Annotated in this window: 21 protein-coding genes and 1 pseudogene; 8 read left to right on the forward strand and 14 right to left on the reverse strand. The window is 56.9% G+C overall.

The genetic code is table 11. The features are described from left to right. Nucleotides 1–61 precede the first annotated feature (61 nt). The 3 genes from C8024_RS10825 to C8024_RS10835 are packed head-to-tail and all read right to left on the reverse strand — an operon-like array spanning nt 62 to nt 1,571. A complete protein-coding gene (locus tag C8024_RS10825) occupies nt 62–499 on the reverse strand; it encodes a DoxX family protein (protein WP_367947287.1) in 438 nt (145 codons plus the stop codon). Nucleotides 500–518: 19 nt separating this feature from the next. Then, nucleotides 519–923, reverse strand: coding sequence for an ion channel (locus C8024_RS10830; RefSeq protein WP_173204979.1), 405 nt, complete (start codon nt 921–923; stop codon nt 519–521). Between the two features lie 6 nt (nt 924–929). Then, on the reverse strand, nt 930–1,571 hold the full coding sequence (locus C8024_RS10835) for a hypothetical protein (protein ID WP_173204981.1): 642 nt from the start codon (nt 1,569–1,571) through the stop codon (nt 930–932). A 238-nt stretch (nt 1,572–1,809) separates the two neighbouring features. Between C8024_RS10835 and C8024_RS10840 the strand changes: the two genes are divergently transcribed. Next, nucleotides 1,810–2,016, forward strand: coding sequence for a cold-shock protein (locus C8024_RS10840; protein WP_067200226.1), 207 nt, complete (start codon nt 1,810–1,812; stop codon nt 2,014–2,016). Between the two features lie 75 nt (nt 2,017–2,091). Here C8024_RS10840 and C8024_RS10845 read toward each other — a convergent pair whose 3' ends face one another. After that, nucleotides 2,092–3,240: a cupin domain-containing protein gene (locus C8024_RS10845; protein ID WP_173204983.1), complete on the reverse strand. Its 1,149-nt coding sequence runs from the start codon at nt 3,238–3,240 to the stop codon at nt 2,092–2,094. A 131-nt stretch (nt 3,241–3,371) separates the two neighbouring features. Between C8024_RS10845 and C8024_RS10850 the strand changes: the two genes are divergently transcribed. Continuing rightward, a complete protein-coding gene (locus tag C8024_RS10850) occupies nt 3,372–3,917 on the forward strand; it encodes a pseudouridine synthase (protein WP_173204986.1) in 546 nt (181 codons plus the stop codon). A gap of 65 nt (nt 3,918–3,982) precedes the next feature. Next, nucleotides 3,983–4,939, forward strand: coding sequence for an alpha/beta fold hydrolase (locus tag C8024_RS10855; RefSeq protein WP_173204989.1), 957 nt, complete (start codon nt 3,983–3,985; stop codon nt 4,937–4,939). A 23-nt stretch (nt 4,940–4,962) separates the two neighbouring features. Here C8024_RS10855 and ung read toward each other — a convergent pair whose 3' ends face one another. Then, entirely contained in the window at nt 4,963–5,667 is a 705-nt protein-coding gene (gene ung / locus C8024_RS10860; RefSeq protein WP_173204992.1) for a uracil-DNA glycosylase, read from the reverse strand. 133 nt (nt 5,668–5,800) lie between these two features. Here ung and C8024_RS10865 point away from each other — a divergent pair, with 133 nt between their 5' ends. The 3 genes from C8024_RS10865 to C8024_RS10875 are packed head-to-tail and all read left to right on the forward strand — an operon-like array spanning nt 5,801 to nt 8,847. Beyond that, complete coding sequence (locus tag C8024_RS10865) at nt 5,801–6,934, forward strand: beta-ketoacyl-ACP synthase III (RefSeq protein WP_173204995.1); 1,134 nt, start codon at nt 5,801–5,803, stop codon at nt 6,932–6,934. A gap of 15 nt (nt 6,935–6,949) precedes the next feature. Then, nucleotides 6,950–7,354 (forward strand): GFA family protein, encoded by a 405-nt coding sequence (locus tag C8024_RS10870; protein ID WP_173204998.1) that lies wholly within the window; start codon nt 6,950–6,952, stop codon nt 7,352–7,354. A gap of 14 nt (nt 7,355–7,368) precedes the next feature. Further along, nucleotides 7,369–8,847, forward strand: coding sequence for an alpha/beta hydrolase (locus C8024_RS10875; protein WP_173205001.1), 1,479 nt, complete (start codon nt 7,369–7,371; stop codon nt 8,845–8,847). A gap of 2 nt (nt 8,848–8,849) precedes the next feature. Here the strand turns inward: C8024_RS10875 and C8024_RS10880 are convergent, their stop codons facing one another. From C8024_RS10880 to C8024_RS21620, 7 genes are all read right to left on the reverse strand, one after another. Continuing rightward, nucleotides 8,850–9,626, reverse strand: a complete 777-nt coding sequence (locus C8024_RS10880) for an enoyl-CoA hydratase (protein WP_173205004.1) — start codon at nt 9,624–9,626, stop codon at nt 8,850–8,852. Beyond that, the gene (locus tag C8024_RS10885) at nt 9,626–10,450 is read right to left on the reverse strand and encodes an SDR family NAD(P)-dependent oxidoreductase (protein WP_173205007.1); all 825 of its coding nucleotides are present in this window, start codon (nt 10,448–10,450) and stop codon (nt 9,626–9,628) included. Before C8024_RS10885 ends, C8024_RS10880 begins: the two co-directional genes overlap by 1 nt. Then, complete coding sequence (locus tag C8024_RS10890; protein ID WP_173205010.1) at nt 10,434–10,838, reverse strand: hypothetical protein; 405 nt, start codon at nt 10,836–10,838, stop codon at nt 10,434–10,436. Before C8024_RS10890 ends, C8024_RS10885 begins: the two co-directional genes overlap by 17 nt. A gap of 14 nt (nt 10,839–10,852) precedes the next feature. Further along, on the reverse strand, nt 10,853–11,170 hold the full coding sequence (locus C8024_RS10895) for a DUF3297 family protein (protein WP_173205013.1): 318 nt from the start codon (nt 11,168–11,170) through the stop codon (nt 10,853–10,855). 94 nt (nt 11,171–11,264) lie between these two features. Continuing rightward, a complete protein-coding gene (locus tag C8024_RS10900; RefSeq protein ID WP_173205016.1) occupies nt 11,265–11,591 on the reverse strand; it encodes a DUF805 domain-containing protein in 327 nt (108 codons plus the stop codon). After that, nucleotides 11,522–11,722, reverse strand: a complete 201-nt coding sequence (locus C8024_RS23370; protein ID WP_367947288.1) for a DUF805 domain-containing protein — start codon at nt 11,720–11,722, stop codon at nt 11,522–11,524. The genes C8024_RS10900 and C8024_RS23370 overlap by 70 nt, the downstream gene beginning before the upstream one ends. Further along, the gene (locus C8024_RS21620; protein WP_254305814.1) at nt 11,688–11,840 is read right to left on the reverse strand and encodes a hypothetical protein; all 153 of its coding nucleotides are present in this window, start codon (nt 11,838–11,840) and stop codon (nt 11,688–11,690) included. Before C8024_RS21620 ends, C8024_RS23370 begins: the two co-directional genes overlap by 35 nt. A 179-nt stretch (nt 11,841–12,019) precedes the next feature. On the opposite strand from C8024_RS21620, the gene C8024_RS10910 reads away from it, so the two are divergent. After that, nucleotides 12,020–13,351 (forward strand): PQQ-dependent sugar dehydrogenase, encoded by a 1,332-nt coding sequence (locus C8024_RS10910; RefSeq protein ID WP_173205022.1) that lies wholly within the window; start codon nt 12,020–12,022, stop codon nt 13,349–13,351. A 180-nt stretch (nt 13,352–13,531) separates the two neighbouring features. Here the strand turns inward: C8024_RS10910 and typA are convergent, their stop codons facing one another. After that, nucleotides 13,532–15,352 (reverse strand): translational GTPase TypA, encoded by a 1,821-nt coding sequence (typA, locus tag C8024_RS10915; RefSeq protein WP_100094515.1) that lies wholly within the window; start codon nt 15,350–15,352, stop codon nt 13,532–13,534. Between the two features lie 140 nt (nt 15,353–15,492). Here typA and C8024_RS10920 point away from each other — a divergent pair. Next, nucleotides 15,493–16,457, forward strand: a pseudogene (locus C8024_RS10920) (bile acid:sodium symporter family protein). A gap of 88 nt (nt 16,458–16,545) precedes the next feature. Here C8024_RS10920 and C8024_RS10925 read toward each other — a convergent pair. Beyond that, the coding region (locus C8024_RS10925) for an ABC transporter permease (RefSeq protein ID WP_173205026.1) at nt 16,546–18,341 on the reverse strand (1,796 nt) is incomplete at its 5' end.

Consider the following 18,341-nt stretch of genomic DNA (forward strand, 5'->3'; position numbering starts at 1 on the left):
CCTTTGCCGTTCCCAAAATAGCGAAGGCGAGCATAACATAAATACAGGCTTTAGGGCAGATTTACGCTGTCCGGTACCGGAATGGCCAGTTGGTCACACCCCCGGCGATCAGGGCCCACCAGACAAATATGGGCTGAAAGACAAGGCGCGGGCCGTGATACAGCCAACTCGCCGTCTCGCCTCCGATCACGACATTGTTGATGGCATGGTTGATATTGGCGGGATAGACACAGACCGCATAGAGGGCGAGGCCGAGCCCTGCCGCATAGCGTGCTTTTGGAACCAGGCCGGGCGGGACCAGCAGTCCGACTGCTCCGGTGATCTCGGCTATTCCGGTGAACAGGATGATCTGTTCGGCAAAGGGTACCCAGTCGGGGGTGATCGCCAGAAACCCGTCCGGGGAGCGAATGTGGGCGATCCCGGCAACCAGATAGAAAAGGGCCAGCAGCCAGCGGAAAAACCGTCTGGCGACGCTTTCCTGCTGTTCGATGCCTCCCACTATCGACGGCCCATCCGCGCTACGACGGTGACAAAAATGCGGTGGACCAGCCCAGCAGGATGAATCCGTTCAGGCCCTCGATCGCGGCAATCATCTGCCATTTGGTGTCCAGGGCATCGCTGTTATAGCCGGTGGTGGAATAGGTGATCGTGGAAAAATAGATCGCTTGCTCGAAAGTGGCAATGGCATCGACCAGTCGGTACACGATCGCATAGGCCCAGATCTCTATGCCATGGAGCACGAACAGGCCGAATACCAGCGCGAGCGTGACGATGATCCCGTGCGGGGACATTGGGTGAATATGCTCCGCCGCCTCCTCGCGGGCCTCGATCCGCAGAAAACGGCCGAGACCGAAGATGCCAACGCCGTGAATGAGGACGGTCAGAAGGACCATGAAACCACCGACGGCCAGCTCTGCGAACATCGCGGTTCAGCCGCCCCAGGGCGGGGGCGGGACAGCGACCGGCTTGGACAGGTCGAATTCGACGCGGAAATGCCGGCCATCGGCGGTTTCCGGCCGGCGCAGTTCATAGGCAAACCGGGCGTCGCCCTGGCCGGGTTCGCTGACTTCCATCGCCCAGACATTGGTCACCGACTGGTCGAGACCATTGGCCTTGAAGGAGGCGATGGATTCAGCGTCCACTGGAAATTCCTGTCGATCCGCAGTCCCTTCCTCAGCCGTGTCGCCACCATAATTTGTGACGCTGTCCAGACTTCCATCCTCGTGGCGATGCCGGTGCTTCAGCCGGAGGCCGTCATCGGTGCGGGAGATGATCCAGGTTCGTGACCGGTTCCACGTGTCAGGTCCTTCCGCGATATGGAAAGGGATCTGGATTTCGTTCAGATCGCAAGAGGCCGCGTGCATGATCATTGGCTTTCCCGCCATATCGGCATCTGCTTGCTGTTCAGATGCCAATGTCCCGGCATAGGCTTTGCCGCAGAGCAGACTCAGCCGCTCGAAAAACAGGTCCTGCGGTGATGGCTCCGGTGCCGGAGCGGAGGGTGAATCACACGCTGCGAGCGGGATACAAAGAAGAAGCGCGGCTGCGCAGGTGAGTTTTGCTTGTTTCATCGGCACTATTGCTACACAATTTCCTCGAGCCTTGAAACCGCTGAAATTCAACTGTTTGCTTATTAACAAATAGGCTGCTATAGACGCTACAGCTAATAAATCGCGTTACGAAGAAATCTAGGTTTCGCAACCCCAACGGTCGCATACTCTTTTTCCCATTTCTCGAAGTTGGCCAATCCCGTCCGGTTCTGCATTTCGCATAATCGGGCATAATTAAGTTATGAATAGGAATAAGACTATGCCTACAGGCACCGTAAAATTTTTCAACACCGACAAGGGCTATGGTTTCATCGCTCCTGAAGATGGTGGCGATGACAGCTTCGTGCACATCACAGCAGTTCAGGCTGCCGGAATGCAGTCGCTCGAAAAAGAACAGCGTTTGACATATGATGTCGAAACCGGAAATAACGGCAAGAAAGCCGCTGTAAACTTGCAGCAGGCTTAAGCCTTACACCGAATACGAAAGAGGGCGGGAGTGCATGGCATTGCCGCCCTTTTTTGTCTTGAATCTGGTCGGAACCTATCCCCAGTCGAAGGACAGGCTGCCGCGATTGTACAGTTCGGCGAGTAGCTCGACCACAGCGTCCGACTTTCGCCATTCGGGATTGATAACAAATTGCTCCTGAGCGCACAGCATCTCGGCCAGCAACGCTGTTTCACCGGCGCAGGGAAAGCATTCCCCATCGATAAATAGCAGCAGCTTGCCTTCGTCCTCACGAACGAATGAAAAGCGGCTGGCGGGATTACGGAACAGCGGATGATCCTCCGTCAGCAAACCGCGCAGATGGTCGGTCTCGATCGCTTCCTCGGGGCGCCAGTCGGTTTCCGGATATCTCGGCGTGCTGCTATATTCCCCGAACCAGCGCGCAAAGGCCGCGCGATCCGCCAGTTTCTCTGTGATCATGGCATGCAGCCGGTCGATCGCGGCGGCGGGGATCTCCCCGGGATTGTCCTGCACCGATAGATCGGGATCGCCATAGCGGTCATCATCGGTCATTTGCGGCAACAAGTCATCGCACCAGTTGCCGATCAGTTCCTTGCGCGACGGCGAGCGAAAACCGATACTGTACGTCATGCAATCCGCACCTATTGCGACGCCATTATGGGCGATGCCCGGCGGTACATAGAGCATGTCACCCGGGTTCAGAGTCCATTCCTCCTCGACGTCAAAACTGGCGAGCAGCAGCAGGTCTTCATGCGAACGCAGGGCTGTCCGGTCATCGCACATGCCGCCAATCTGCCACCGGCGCTGGCCGAGACCCTGGACGAGAAACACATCATAATGATCGAAATGCGGCCCAACTCCGCCGCCATCGCTGGCAAAGCTGACCATGACATCGTCGATCCGCCAGTTGGGAATGAAGCGAAAAGGTTCGATCAGCGCGGCAACTTCGGTAACATGATGATCAACCGCTTGCACCAACAGAGTCCAGGGAGACTTGCCCAACTCGCCAAAGCGTGTTTCGGGCAGGGGGCCGTGCTCGGCATTCCAGTCGTCGCTCGATTGGGTAATCAGGCGCGATTCCACATGGTCCTCGCAGGCAAGGCCGGCCAATTCGTCCGGAGACAGCGGGTTTTGCCACGACTGCCACGGATTTCGGATCAGCAGGGGGCGTTTCTGCCAGTAATCGCGCAGGAAAGCGGCGGTATCGAAATTGTTCAATTGCATCGGCATGCGCTACACAATTTCGAGCCGGACCGGTAGTGATACCGGCAATCAACATCGGGCAGGCGCCATTACTTTGTTGGCGCCGCTGTTGTAACGTTGCCCATTCCGCTCGTCGCTGCCAAAGGGGAGGCATGGCAAAGCTGATCCTCTTCAACAAACCCTTTGGCGTTTTACCGCAATTCACCGATCGCGGCAGCGAGACCAAACGTCCGACGTTGTCGCATTTCATCGACGTTCCCGGCGTCTATCCCGCCGGCAGGCTCGACCGGGATAGCGAGGGACTGATGATGCTGACCGATGATGGCAAATTGCAGGCGCGGATATCGGACCCGAAATATAAGATGCCGAAAACCTATCTTGTCCAGGTTGAGGGAGAGGCCATGGAAGAGAGCCTCGATCAGTTGCGGACCGGTGTCGACCTGAAGGACGGTCTGACGAGGCCTGCGGAAGTCGAACGGATTGCGGATCCGGACCTTTGGCTCCGCGATCCTCCGATCCGCGTGCGCAAAAATGTGCCCGATTGCTGGCTCAAATTGACTATAAGCGAAGGCCGGAACCGGCAGGTGCGCAGGATGACAGCTGCTGTCGGCAACCCCACGCTGCGGCTGGTGCGCTGGAGAATCGGAGACTGGGCGCTTGAGGGATTGCAGCCCGGCGAATGGCGGGCCGGCGAATAGGCGATTTGCGCTTGCCCGCTTTTTCGATAGACAGCCTATCGGGAGAGGGATAAAATAATGAAAAGATGATCCGGATCATTCTGCTGTTGCTGGTCGTTCTGGGAGCGGCCTTCTTTATTTTCCGGACGCCGGACACCGACCGCACCGAGATGATCGCCAAATATGGCAACGAAGCCTCGCGTTTTGTTGAAGATGGCCAGGGCGCAAAAATCCACTATCGCGATGAAGGCAACAAGGATGGTCCCGCGTTGCTGCTGATCCACGGGTCTAACAGCCTGCTCCAGACATGGGAGCCGATGGTGGCTCTGCTCGGCGACAAATATCGACTCATTTCGCTGGATCTATACGGCCATGGCCTGACCGGCCCTCATCCGGCCGGTGCCTATGATGCGGACACCAATATCGCGGCGGCGGTCCGAGTGCTTGATACTGTCGGTGTCGACAAGGCCTATTGGATAGGCAACAGCATGGGCGGCTGGCTGACCTGGCGTGCCGGTCTGTCGGTGCCGGAGCGTATCTCGGGGCTGGTTCTGATCGACGCTTCAGGCGCGCAGGTCGCAGAGAAGATCAAACCCTATCTCGGTGCGAGACTGGCCCGGTCATCCATCGGGCAAATCTTGCTGCCGGAAATTACGCCGCGCTTTCTGGTCAAATCGTCACTGGAGGAAAATTTTGCCCAGCCAGAGCGACTGACGGAAGAACAGGTAGACCGCTATTGGGAATTGCTTCGCTTTCCCGGCAATCGCAAAGCGGCAGTGGACCGGGGCAAGACCCCGCGCCAGCCTGAAAAATGGGACGAGGTCGGTACTCTGGAGATGCCCGTGTTGTTGCTCTGGGGGGAACAGGACCGGGTCATTCCCGTGTCTCATGCCCGCGCGTTCGCAGCGGCAATCCCGGGCAGCAAGCTGATTATCTATGCCGACGCCGGCCATCTGCCTATGGAAGAAACGCCGGAGCAGGTGGCAAGGGATATTGATGTCTGGATACAGAGTCTGGACGGAGCGGCGGTTGAACCGGAATAAAATCCAAATCGTGTCGTAGCTGGCTAGACGCCGACGTCGGGCAGGCTCCAGTCAATCGGTGCCATTCCGTTTTGTTCCAGAAACGCATTGGTCTTGCTGAAATGCTTGCAACCGAAGAACCCGTTATAGGCGGATAACGGCGAAGGATGAGGGGCTTTGAGCACGAGATGTCTGCCGCCCTGTTCGACGCTCTGCACGAAAGCGGCCTTTTTCTGGGCATAGCTTCCCCACAGAAGAAACACGACCGGTTCCGGCTTTGCCGCGATCAGGCGGATGATGGCATCTGTAAATTTCTCCCAACCCTTGCCGCGATGGGACGCGGCATTGGCCATTTCGACCGTCAGGACACTGTTGAGCAGCAGCACGCCCTGCTTGGCCCAATGTTCGAGAAAACCATGGGCTGGACGGGGCAGGCCGAGATCGCTTTCCAGTTCCTTGTAGATATTGACCAGCGATGGCGGCGGGCGAACACCCGGTTGTACGCTAAAGCACAAGCCGTGCGCCTGTCCCGGACCATGATAGGGATCCTGGCCCAATATCACGACCCGGACCTTGTCGAGCGGGGTGAGGTCAAGGGCGCGAAAATATTCCTCGCCTTTCGGGTAAACCTGTTTGCCGGCCGCTTTTTCCTGCAGCAAAAATTCCCTTAAACCGGCCATATATTCACTGGCGAATTCTTTGGCGAGCGGCTCTTTCCAGCTATCGTTCAATTGGACACGGTCATTCATATCCGGTTGATAGCAAGCCCGAATTGATAGGCAAGGCATGATCGACCCGGCTTGCCAGTTTCGCTCGGGGAGATTACCGTCACCATTTAGACGCCACCAGAAGGCGCGAGCGCAAAAGGAACAAGTTCTTCCCATGACTGACAGCAATATTCCCGTCATTTCCGCAACCGGCCTTTTCACGCCGGAGAACAGCATAAGCAACGAGGAACTGGTAGCCAGTTTCAATACCTATGTTGATCTGACAAACCGTCAAAATGCCGACGCTATCGCAGCAGGGGATGCTGAAGAACTGCAGCACAGCTCGGTTGAATTCATCGAGAAGGCATCGGGGATCAAGTCGCGTTTTGTGCTGTCCAAGGACCCTATTCTTGATCCCGAAGTCATGTGCCCCCGCTTGCCGGAGAGACCCGACAGCGAAATATCCATCTTGGCCGAAATAGGTGTCAAAGCCGCGCTGCAGGCGCTGCAACGGGCAGGGCGCAAACCGGAGGATGTCGATGCGGTGCTATGCGCATGTTCGAACCTTCAGCGCGCCTACCCGGCCATTGCTGTCGAAATTCAGGATGCTCTCGGCATGGAAGACGGTTTCGGTTTCGATATGAATGTCGCCTGTTCCTCCGCGACCTTCGGCATCCAGACCGCGGCAGACTATATCCGCTCGGGCAGCGCCAGATCGGTGCTGGTGATCAATCCGGAGATTTGCTCCGGCCATCTCAATTGGCGCGACCGCGACAGTCATTTCATCTTCGGCGATGTGGCGACGGCGATCCTTGTCGAAGCCAAGGATATTGCGCCGGCCCAGCATTGGGAAATCGTCGGAACAAAGCTCAAGACGCAGTTTTCGAACAATATCCGCAACAACTTTGGTTTCCTTAACCGCACCCATCCGGGAAGCCGCGACGACAAAGACAAGCTGTTTGTTCAGGAGGGGCGAAAGGTGTTCAAGGAAGTGGTGCCCATGGTAGCCAACATGATCAACGAACAGACCGATCGGCTCGGCATCGAGGCCGGAGCATTGCGCCGTCTCTGGCTGCATCAGGCAAATGCCGGGATGAACCGGCTGATTGCCCAGCGGGTGCTGGGGCATGAAGCGAGCGATGATGAAAGCCCGACCGTCCTCGACACATATGCGAATACGTCCTCGGCCGGTTCGATCATCGCCTTTCACAAGCATAGTGCAGATCTGGCCGAAGGAGACATCGGCCTGATCTGTTCTTTCGGGGCGGGTTATTCGGCCGGAACGGTTTTCGTACGCAAGGTTGCGTGATCGGGGAGAATTGAGATGACAATGACAGGCCAGTGCCTATGCGGTGCGGTGAGCTACACAATCGAGGGCAATCTGCAGATGTGCGGCGTCTGTCATTGTAAGAACTGCCAGCGACAGGCGGGCAGTTCCTATTCGGTTCTGTTCGCGGTCGCGGACGAGCAGATCGTGATCGAGGGTGTTCTCACGACCTATGATGATCATGCCGACAGCGGAAATGTGGTCCATCGCCATTTCTGCGGCACTTGCGGGTCACCGGTAAAGACCTCGCTGCCAACACAGCCTGGGGTAACCTTCATCAAGGCAGGAACGTTGGACGATACCAGCGTGCTACATCCCCAAGTCCATTTCTGGACCGGTAGCAAACAGGCCTGGGTCGAGATTGATTCCGATGTCCCGCAGATAGAGGGAAATCCGGGGTGACTATGCGCAGGGCAATGATGGCAACGGCCCTCGTCCTGGTGATGCTGTCCGGCTGTGCGGAACCGGTCGAACAAACCCAACCGGATGAAACCGAAGAAGCGGCGCAGGTTGATGCAATAGTCCTCCAGCCAGACGGGATTTCCTCGGGAGAAGGGCAGCGTTTCTCCTACGGTACCGACAAAAGCACTGTCACCGCGATGCTGGAAGAATATGGTCCGGTCCATCAGAACAGCAATGAAGAATGCGGCGCGGGGCCGATGGAATCCGCTACCTCCGCTGCAACCGGTCTGACAGCCAATTTTCAGGATGGCAGGTTGGTTGGCTGGTATTTTGACGGCGACGGGAAAGCGGTGCGTACAGCACGGAATGTCAGCGTGGGGTCTACCAGGGGCGAACTGGAAGCGGCTATGCCAATCGAGATGCAACCGGACAGCACGCTCGGCATAGAATTTTTCTCCGGCTCTGGCGAGGATGGATTTATCGGCGGTTTTCTTTCGGACAACGGCGCTACTGCGACCATCGATAGTCTCTATTCGGGCACCAACTGTTTTTCCGCTGACCGGTGGTGCAGCATTTTCGGGGGACGATATGATCAGTTTACGGGCGCGCCTGCTATTTGCCATTGTCCGGCTTTCGAGGTTGAAGAATTATTTGCTGAAACCAGGCCGGGCCGAAAAATATATCGCCCGGGATCATGCCCGGGACCCGCGTCGCCGGTGCGCTGGCTGCGCAAACATTGTGATATCGAAAAGAGCGAGATTGACGGCCAGCCGCTCTATCGGCTCCGCCCGAAAGAGAACGGGACGTCTCTGCACATCTTCTATCTTCATGGCGGCGGCTATGCCTTTAACATTGTCTCGCTACACTGGCATTTTATCAAGAAACTGATCCGCAAAACCGGCGCGAGCGTCACCGTGCCCATCTATCCCTTGTCCCCCGAAAATAAATGGGACCGCAGCTATGCAATGGTGATGGAGGCATTCCGGCAAGCTGTCTCGCGCCATGGCGCAGAGAATATCGTGGTGATGGGTGATAGCGCGGGCGGAGGATTCTCCCTTGGCCTGTCCCAGATGCTGCGGGACGAGGGCAAGGAGCTGCCGGCCAAGCTGGTGCTGCTCAGCCCCTATCTGGATCAAACCGCTGCCGACGCGACCCAGGCGGAGCTGGAAAAGACCGACGTGCTGATCTCGGTCGAGGGAATTCGCCGCCTCGGGTCCTGGTGGATGCGCGAAGGCGAGGACCCTGCCATGTTCCCGGCCAGCCCGTTATTTGCGCCGCTGGATCGATTGCCACCGATGCTGGTGTTTGCCGGCACCGATGAGGTATTACTGGCGGACTCGCTTCGTCTGAAACAGAAGGGCGACGAGTGCGGGGCTAATATCGAGCTGAAACTCTACGACCGGATGCAGCATGTCTGGATGCTGCTTCCCATTCCCGAGGCCAAAAAGGCATTGAACGAAATTACCGGATTTCTGCTCTCTTCGAAAAGCTGAAATCAGTCTTTCAGGGTCCGGCCCCGTTCGATTACTGCCAGCCGGCGTTGCTCGACATCTTCCGCCGTTACATTGCCGTTCCATGCGTCGGTGGTCTGTTTCTCCAGCGTCAGCGCGTCTCTGAAATTGCGGTCATAGCCGTCGAAGATAAGCTTCTTGTATGCTTTGAGAAATTGTGGATCGATACTGGCCATATCCACTGCCAGGGCGCGCGCTTTGGGCATCAGTTCATCCGGCGCGTAGATATGGTTGACCAGACCCCAGTCGCACGCCGTCTGGGCATCGAGAAACTGGCCGGTGAAACTCAACTCGCAGGCTCTGGAAAGGCCGATAAAGCGGGACAGCTTCTGGGACAGGCCCCAGCCGGGTATGATCCCGACGCGCGCGTGGGTGTCGGCAAAACGGGCATTGGTCGAGGCGATACGGATATCGCAGGCGAGGGCCAGTTCGAAACCGCCGGTGATCGCGACGCCGTTGATCGCGCCGATGACAGGAATATTCAGCGACTCCAGCGCCCGGCACGGGTTGCGCGCAGGATTCTGGTCGGTGGCTGCTCCGAGGCCCTGTTCGCCCAGCTCCTTGAGATCAAGGCCGGCGGTGAAGGCCCGCTCGCCCGCACCGGTGACGATAACAGCACGAATATCTTCATCCCGGGAGATGTCCTGGCAGGCGTCGAACAATTCTGTCCGCAACGCATGGGACAGGGCGTTCATCGCTTCCGGACGATTGAGCGTGATGGTTGCAATTCCGTCGGCCTTTTCCAGCAATATCAGGGCCATCAGTCGCTTTCTCCCGTTTCATATTTTTGCGCAATTTGCGCGCCCAATGCTGCGGTCATGGCAAAACATTGCTCCGGATCGCTCTGCCGCAACAGCGCAATTTGCTGTTCCATTCCTTCGGCGATCAGCAGTTCCGGAACCTTGTTGGCGATGGCGTCGAGTATCTGGCGGGCACATTCATCAGGCTCCATACCATTGTCGATCGCAGCATCGGATTTCCCGCGGCGTTCTCCCTCTTTGGTGAGCGCGTTGCGCGAGACGTTGGTGCGGATTGATCCCGGCAGGATATTGGTCACATGGATATTGTGCAATTTCTCGGTCTCGGCGCGCAGGGCATCCATATAGCCGATCAGTCCGTGTTTGGCGGCGCAATAGGCGGTACGCAAAGGTACACCGACACGACCCGCCACGGAGCTGATCCCGACAATATGTCCGCCACCGGCTTCTATCATGTGCGGCAGCAGCAGCTGGGTCAGCCAGATCGGGGCGAGCAAATCGACATTGATGATCTTGTGATGCACGTCGGGATGGGTGTCGAGCGCCAGACTGCGCTGGCTGATGCCCGCATTGTTGACCAGGATGTCGACCTTGCCCTTCCAGGAGCGCGCTTCCTCGACCTTTGCGGGCAGGGCGTCATAGTCGGTGGTTTCGAAGGGCAAGATCAAAGTCTCGGCCTTGATGCCGGCAGCGACTTGATCGAGCGCTTCGGTGCGGCGGCCCGACAAGATGATATGCGCGCCCTGATTGGCAAAGGCCTTGGCCAGTGCCTCGCCAATCCCGGAGGATGCTCCGGTGATCCAGACAATTTTACCCTCGAATGTCATAAGTCCGCTCCTGTTTCTGCCGCTTTGCATTTTTCCAGCCGACATAGCAGAGCGCCAGCATGATCACATTGCCCACCGCGTCAAGCAGCCCGATGCTGGTGAACACCGGATCGTGGAAGGTGAAATAATAGTTGAACCCGAAAAAGGGCAGCAGCGCGATGCCGTAGACCAGAAAGGTCAGCGACGAGAAGCGCGAAAAGGCGGCGAAGAGGCCCGACAGCAGGGCCTGCGCGCCGAAACAGGCGACGGCGAACGGCAATATGCGTCCGCCTTCGCGATATTCGGGCAGAAAGGTTGTATCGATCACATGCTGGGGGAAGAAGGCCGCCCAACCGCCGAGAATGAAAAACACCAGCGCGATGAAAAACTGAATACGCTTCGGTGTCATGCTCACTCTGCCGGTTAAGCGTTTTTGCCAATCTTTGGCGCATCATCGCCGAGGTCTTCGAACCAGGCTTCGACTTCGCCGTTCAGCTTGATCAGCAGCGGATTGCCCTTGCGATCCATTGTTTTGCCCGCCTGGACCTTAACCCAGCCTTCGGAAACGCAATATTCCTCAATATTATGTTTGCGGTCGCCGCGAAAATTGATCCCGATGCCGCGGGATAGCAATTCGCCACCATAATGCGGGCTGCGCGGATTGATGGCGAGGCGGTCGGGCGGCGTGTCCGGTCCAGCTGCTGCATTGTCGGCCTGATCGGATTTTTGTTCGTCGGTCATGATAAATACTCGTTCTCTGAAGTTGAGTGCGCTTTGCCATAACCTTCGCGAAAATCAAACAGATGTTGTCTAATGAGATATCCGAAGGCAGGCTTCAGCTGAAGACGTCTCCGACATTCTCGGTCATCTTGGGATCGCGGCCATATTTATTGTCACCCTTTTTGCCGCCGAAGCACATGAAAATCAAAATCGCGAGGCCGGGCAGGGTAAAAATGACGGTCCCGATGTACAGAAGAATGCCAACGAATCCCGGGACGCCTTGATCGTGGAAACGCCGTGTTACGAGCGCTGCGTTCGGGATCAGCATCGCCAGCCAGAACAAGCCCCATATTGCCATGAATATCATGACTATTATGACATTAATTGGAGGAACTTGTCGAGATTCAGGATCGAGGGTGATTCCGGCTGCTGCCGCGAACATCGTTTGTCCAAGCAGAAAAAAGATGGCAAAAACGCAATATGGATCAGGAACTGGAACAGAAAAAACATCCAGAATTCCCTGCGCCGGGAGCGGCCGCTAAAATCCGCATAGCGCCTGAGTGGAAGCAGCATCCATTTCACGTTTTTTCTCTTTCTCCAGATTCGCAACGGCGACGATAGGTTTATGTTCCGCATAATCAAGCAATCCGGCTGCAGAGCCGCGAGATCTTGATCGCTGGCTGTTTGCCATGGGTACACTTACGGCTGACCGACCGTTTTAGGGACTTTATGTTCGTCGGTAAATTTGCTGGGTTTCTGGCTCGCTCATATTACAATATATTGAGATGTAAATTATTTAGATCCAACGAGCCTTGCCAATAAAAATTCGTGAAGTTATCATTCAATTGAATTTTAAGGAGTTGTACCAGGATGCGTGGTTATTTATTGTTATCTTCGACCTTTTTACTTGTCGGTTGTGGTGGAGGCAGCAGTTCTACAAGTCCGGTGCAATTACCTTCTACTATGAACGCTCCCCCGCAAATATCGGCGATCGGCTCAGCAGTGATCACTGAAAATCAGACAGCGGTGCTGACCGTACAAGCGAGCGATAGCGACGGCGATCAGTTGAATTTTTCTCTTTCCGGAACCGATGCGGACGAATTTATCATCAACTCTTCCGGAGCGTTGTCCTTCCGTTCAGCACCGAATTTCGAATTACCGACCGATTCCGACGGCAATAATATCTACAATATTACCGTTACTGTTAGCGATGCCACCGCCAATGTATCTGCAAATATTGCCGTCACGGTGCAGAATGATAAGGAAAATATCGCCGTAAGACGAATCGCAACGGGATTATCCGACATCACTGCTTTGGTCAGCATCCCGGGAGACGATGATATTTTTGTAACGGAAAAACGAGGCGTCATCTCGAAGCTTGATCCGGTAACCCGATCAATAACGGAAGACAGAGTCCTGGCGAACGTCAATACCGATGGTGAGGCCGGACTGTTGGGACTCGCGGTTGAAAATCAGTTTGCGACGAGCAATGCCTATTGGGCGTTCGTCGTTGCAAAGAACACCGGCACTTTTGCCACGATCGGCAGCAATATCACGATCCGCCGGATGGTCAGAACAAGTCTCGAGGGTTTGCGAGGGACGGGCACTCGACTGGTGATCGATCATCCTGGCGACATAAATTACGGGGGCGGCATCGCGTTTGACGCCAACGGATTGCTATTTCTCGCGATCGGAGACGCCGGCAACTCCGCCAATGCGCAAGATACCAATTCTCAACTGGGGAAAATATTGCGTTTGCGTATAAACCCCGATCCATTCGCTGGTGCTTCACCGACCTATTTCTTGGCACCTGCTGACAATCCGTTTGTGGCGGGCGGTGGCGACAGATTTGTCTTCGGGCTTGGCGTGCAGAACCCCAGAGGCATGGAAATTCGCAATGCCAGTGTCACCTTCGGTGACAGCGGGCAGGGTGGCTTGGAAGAAGTCAGCGCATTCCGTTTTGCCGAACCGGGTGCAAACTTCGGCTGGCCCTTTTTCGAAGGCACAACGGCCTTGCAAGCCGGAAACCCGGACCTTCTGAAAAATCCGTTTGCCGAATATGCATTCGGGACTGGTGATCGGCAGGGACGATCGGTGCTTGGTGGAATCTACTATCAGGGTGCCATCGCCAATCTCAGCGAAAATATATTTTGCAGATCAAGACACAGGCAATATCTGGGCAATTCCGCGACAGGCCATTGAGGCCAGCGAAACTGTCCAGTCCCTGAATTTTGAACTGCTGAACGCGGATTTTGAGCCAGATGTAGGCGCTATCGACGGTCTGGTTGCGATAGGCCGCAATTCAAACGGCGTGATGTTCCTGGCGGATCGGGATGGCGAGATCTTTATCGTGGAACCGATAGCACCCTGATCCGCGCAGGATTACGCGGCCGCAGCTGCCTGGCGTGATGCCTTCTTGCGATCGTTCGGGTCGAGATAGCGTTTGCGCAGACGGATATTCTTCGGCGTGACCTCCACCAGTTCGTCATCGTCGATATAGGCGATCGCCTGTTCCAGCGTCATGACCTTCGGTGTGGTCAGCCGGATGGCGTCTTCCTTGCCGGAAACGCGGAAGTTGGTCAGCGCCTTTGACTTCATCGGATTGACGTCGAGATCGCCTGGTTTGGCATTCTCGCCGATGATCATGCCTTCATAGACCGGAGTCTGTGCACCGATAAACAATATGCCGCGTTCTTCGAGCATGTTCAGCGCATAAGCTGCGGTGTTGCCGGTACCGTTGGAGACCAGAACACCAACCGGACGGCCTTCAATCACACCTTTGTAATCGTCATATTTTTCAAACAGGCGGTTCATCAGGCCGGTGCCGCGCGTGTCGGACAGGAACTCGCCATGATAGCCGATCAGTCCACGGGAAGGAGCGGAGAAGGTGAGGCGCGTCTTGCCGGCACCCGAGGGACGCTGCTCTGTCAGTTCTGCCTTGCGACGCTGCATCTTGGACACAACGGTGCTGGCATATTCGTCATCGACGTCGATGACGACGGTCTCATAAGGTTCCTGACGCTTGCCATTTTCCTCGCGGTAGAGAACCCGGGGACGGGAAATGCCAAGTTCGAAGCCTTCGCGACGCATCGTTTCGATCAGGACGCCGAGCTGCAATTCGCCACGGCCAGCGACTTCAAAGCTGTCCTTGTCGTCGCTTTCGGTAACCTTGATGGCGACGTTCGATTCGGCTTCGCGTGCCAGACGATCGCGGATCACACGGCTGGTGACCTTGTCACCTTCGCGGCCGGCAACCGGGCTGTCGTTCACCGCAAAGCGCATCGAAAGCGTCGGTGGGTCAATCGGCTGGGCAGCGATCGGTTCCTTGACCGATACATCGCAGATTGTGTTGGAAACGGTCGCCTTGGTCAGGCCGGCGAGAGAGATGATATCGCCTGCCTTGGCGCTTTCCACAGGGACCCGCTCGAGACCGTTGAAGGCCATGATCTTGGTGGCGCGGCCGGCCTCGACAATATTGCCATCCATGTCGATGGCATGGATCGGCATGTTGATGTCGATTTTTCCGCTTTCGACCTTGCCGGTGAGAATCCGGCCAACGAAATTGTCGCGGTCGAGCAGAGTGACCAGAAATTTGAATTCGGCGTCGGGATCGACGTCGGGCTCCGGAACATGTTCGATGATCTTGTCGAACAGCGGCGACAGGTCGCCTTCGCGTACCTCGGGAGTATCGCCGGCATAGCCGTTACGACCGCTGGCGAAGAGCGCCGGGAAATCGAGTTGTTCGTCATTGGCATCGAGATTGACGAAAAGGTCGAAGACTTCGTCGAGAACCTCTTCCGCACGCCCATCGGGACGGTCGATCTTGTTGACGACAACGATTGGCTTCAGACCAAGAGCCAGAGCCTTGCCGGTCACGAATTTGGTTTGTGGCATGGCGCCTTCAGCGCTGTCGACAAGCAGGATAACACCGTCGACCATCGACAGGATACGTTCTACTTCGCCGCCAAAGTCGGCGTGGCCCGGCGTATCGACGATATTGATCCGCGTGCCCTTCCACTCGACACTGGTGCATTTTGCGAGAATCGTGATGCCGCGTTCTTTTTCCAGGTCGTTCGAATCCATGGCCCGTTCCTCGACACGTTCGTTGTCGCGGAATGTTCCGGATTGGCGGAAAAGCTGGTCAACCAGAGTTGTTTTGCCGTGATCAACGTGCGCAATGATTGCGATATTGCGAAGGGACATATTAGATTCTACCGTAAGAGAGGATAGGGCGGCCATAGGCAAAGCCCCAATATTGCCGCGCCCTTAGCCTGTTTGGTGCTGCGCCGCAACATTAGAAAGCTTGCCAAATCATTCGACGCCATCCATTTGGCGGTTTCACCATGCAAACCCTTCGTCTGATCCTCAATGACAAATTCATCTGGCTGCTTAGCGGAGCGGTGCTTTTGGCGACGCTGCTGCCAGTACAGGGGGCAGCCAAAGATATTGCCGGCATTTTGTTCAACGCCGGGATTTTTGCGGTTTTCCTGCTGCACGGAATTCGTCTCGAACGTCATGAAGTGAAGGCAGGTCTGCGCAATATCCGGTTGCAGGGAACGATATTCTTCTGGGTCTTCGGCGTAATGCTGGCCATCGGCCTGTCGCTTTCGAAACTGGTGGATCAGGTCCTGCCCGCCGATGTCGCGCTAGGCTTTCTGTTTCTGGGCGTCTTGCCGTCCACGGTGCAATCAGCGACAAGCTATTGCGCGATTGCAAAAGGCAATGTCGCCGCCTCGGTTGTGGCCAGTGCAGCCATAAATCTCGTCGGTGTCTTCCTGTCGCCGCTCCTGTTTGCCCTGCTGGCCAGTGCGGCAGGCGTCGAGATTACGTCAGATACGGTCATCAAGCTTGCCGCCATATTGGTGCTGCCGTTCGTTCTGGGGCAGACTTTTCAAAATGGTTGCGACCCGTTGTGATGCAGCACAAGGATCTGACGGGCTGGATCGACCGGGGCGCGATCGCACTTGCGGTCTATGTCTCCTTTTCCGCCGCGATAATTGCCGGCATGTGGAGCCGGGTGAGCGGCGTAGAATTTGCCTGGCTGGCAGCGGCTCTGCTGCTGTGGCTCGGCCTGGCTTTCGGTGGCAGCTGGCTGCTGGGCGGCGTTATGGGGTTCACCCGTAAAGACCGCAAAACCCTGCTATTCTCCGGCGCCCAAAAGAGCGTTGCTATTGGCGCTCCGCTAGCGGCGATCATTTTTGCCCCCGAGCGGGCCGGCCTCGTGATCCTCCCGCTGATTTTCTATCATCTCGCGCAATTGTTCCTTTCCGCGCCAGTGGCCGTGCGATTGGCGGGGGATGAGGATTAACGAATCATCGTCCGTTCGTCCCGAGCCTGTCGAAGGACGGCGCGTGGCGGTAGAAGCACTTCGACAAGCTCAGTGCGAACGGGAAAATCTAAAGTTCTCTTAGTGCTCTGGCCGGTTTGGCAGACAATACCGGAATGGACCCCAGCAAGCCGATACCCAAGGTAGCCACCGCGCCGATGGCCAGCGTCAGCAGGACAATTGCCCAATCCGGCTGCCAGGTGAACTCGAAAATCTGGGTGATGACGAACCAGCCGGCAAACAGGCCGAGGCCCAATGCCACTGCGGACAGAAGAAATGCCAGCAGCGCATATTCAATGGCCTGAACCGACAATATCTGTGCGCGGGTGGCGCCGAGCAGTTTCAGGATCACGCTGTCATAAACCCGGGCCTGACGCGATGCTGCAATGGCGCCGATCAGCACCGCAATGCCGGAGAAGATCGCGATCGAGGCGGCAGCGGCAATCGCAGTCGCCATCTGGTCGAGTATATCGCCGATCTGGGAGGCGATTTCCTTTACCTTCACCATCGAGATGGAAGGGAATTCCTTGGGCAGGATATTGAGGAGCGTATCTTCTTTTGCCGTGTCCATCTGGATGGTCGCCGCGACATTATGCGGCACATCGGCGAGCACGCTGGGCGGGAAGACCAGCACATAGTTGAAGCCGAAATTGCGCCAGTTGACCTTGCGGAAGGACGCGACCCTGGCTGGGATTTCCACGCCGAGAAGGCTGACCGTCAGGCTGTCGCCGATCTTCAGCCCCATTGCGGCGCCTTGTTCTTCATCAACCGAAACCAGCGGCGGTCCGTCATAATCGGCAGGCCACCATTCGCCCTCGGTGATTTCGCTGCCTTCGGGGATGGTCGTGCTATAGGTCAGGCCGCGATCACCACGCAGTACCCAGGCGCCTTCCGGCAGCGTTTCGAGTTCCGATACGCGCTGGCCGCGGAACTCGGTGATGGATCCCCGCAATGTCGGTACGATATTCACTTCGGCCGCTCTGGACGTCTCGGCGACCTTGGAACGGAACTCGTCCGCCCGTTCAACCGGAATGTCGAGCACGAAAAAACTGGGCGCATCGCGCGGCACCGTCGACTGGATTTCGTTGGTCAGGCTGGTCTGGATCGCGGCAAGCGTAGCGAACAGGGTAAGACCCAGTCCCAATGCCACAACCAGTTGGCCGGTCTGGGCACCGGGACGGTGAAGGCTGGTCAGGGCGAGCCGCATGAGCGGATGTTTCGGCCGCGGCGCCTTGCTCGCCAGCCAGCGGATCAGTGCCCCCAGTCCCGTCAACAGCAGCAAGATAGCGGCCGCCGCGCCGATGAAGGAGGCCGAGAACAGAGGCTCGTTGGCCGTGCCCAGGGCGAGCGCTATGATCGCTGCTATCGCCAGGCCAACACCGATCCAGCTTTGCCGGTCGATCTGGCGCCAGGATTTGCCTTCTCCACGGATGATACCCGCTGCGGGGATGGTCTTGGCCCGCGACAGGGGCGGCAGGGCAAAGATGACGGCGATCAGCAGTCCGTAGAGCGCGCTGACCAGCAACGGCAGCGGATAGACGGCAAACTCCGGTTTGATGGGCAGGACATCGCCGGCGATCTGGATGATGGCCAGCGGCGCCAGGGCCCCGACCACGAGTCCCAGAGCAATCGCGCCCAAGGCCACCGCCATGATCTGGAAAAGATAGATGCGGAAAATCATCGGGCTGTCGGCGCCGAGTATCTTGAGAGTCGCAATCGCGCCCTGTTTGCCGCGCAGGTAGGAGGCGACACCATTGCCGACGCCGATTCCGGCGATCACCAGCGAGGCCAGCCCGACCAACGTCAGAAACTGTCCCATACGCTCGATAAAGCGCCGCGTGCTGGGCGCGCCATCGTCACGGGTCT

This window comes from Sphingopyxis sp. BSNA05 (assembly GCF_013265645.1).
Lineage (GTDB): Bacteria > Pseudomonadota > Alphaproteobacteria > Sphingomonadales > Sphingomonadaceae > Parasphingorhabdus.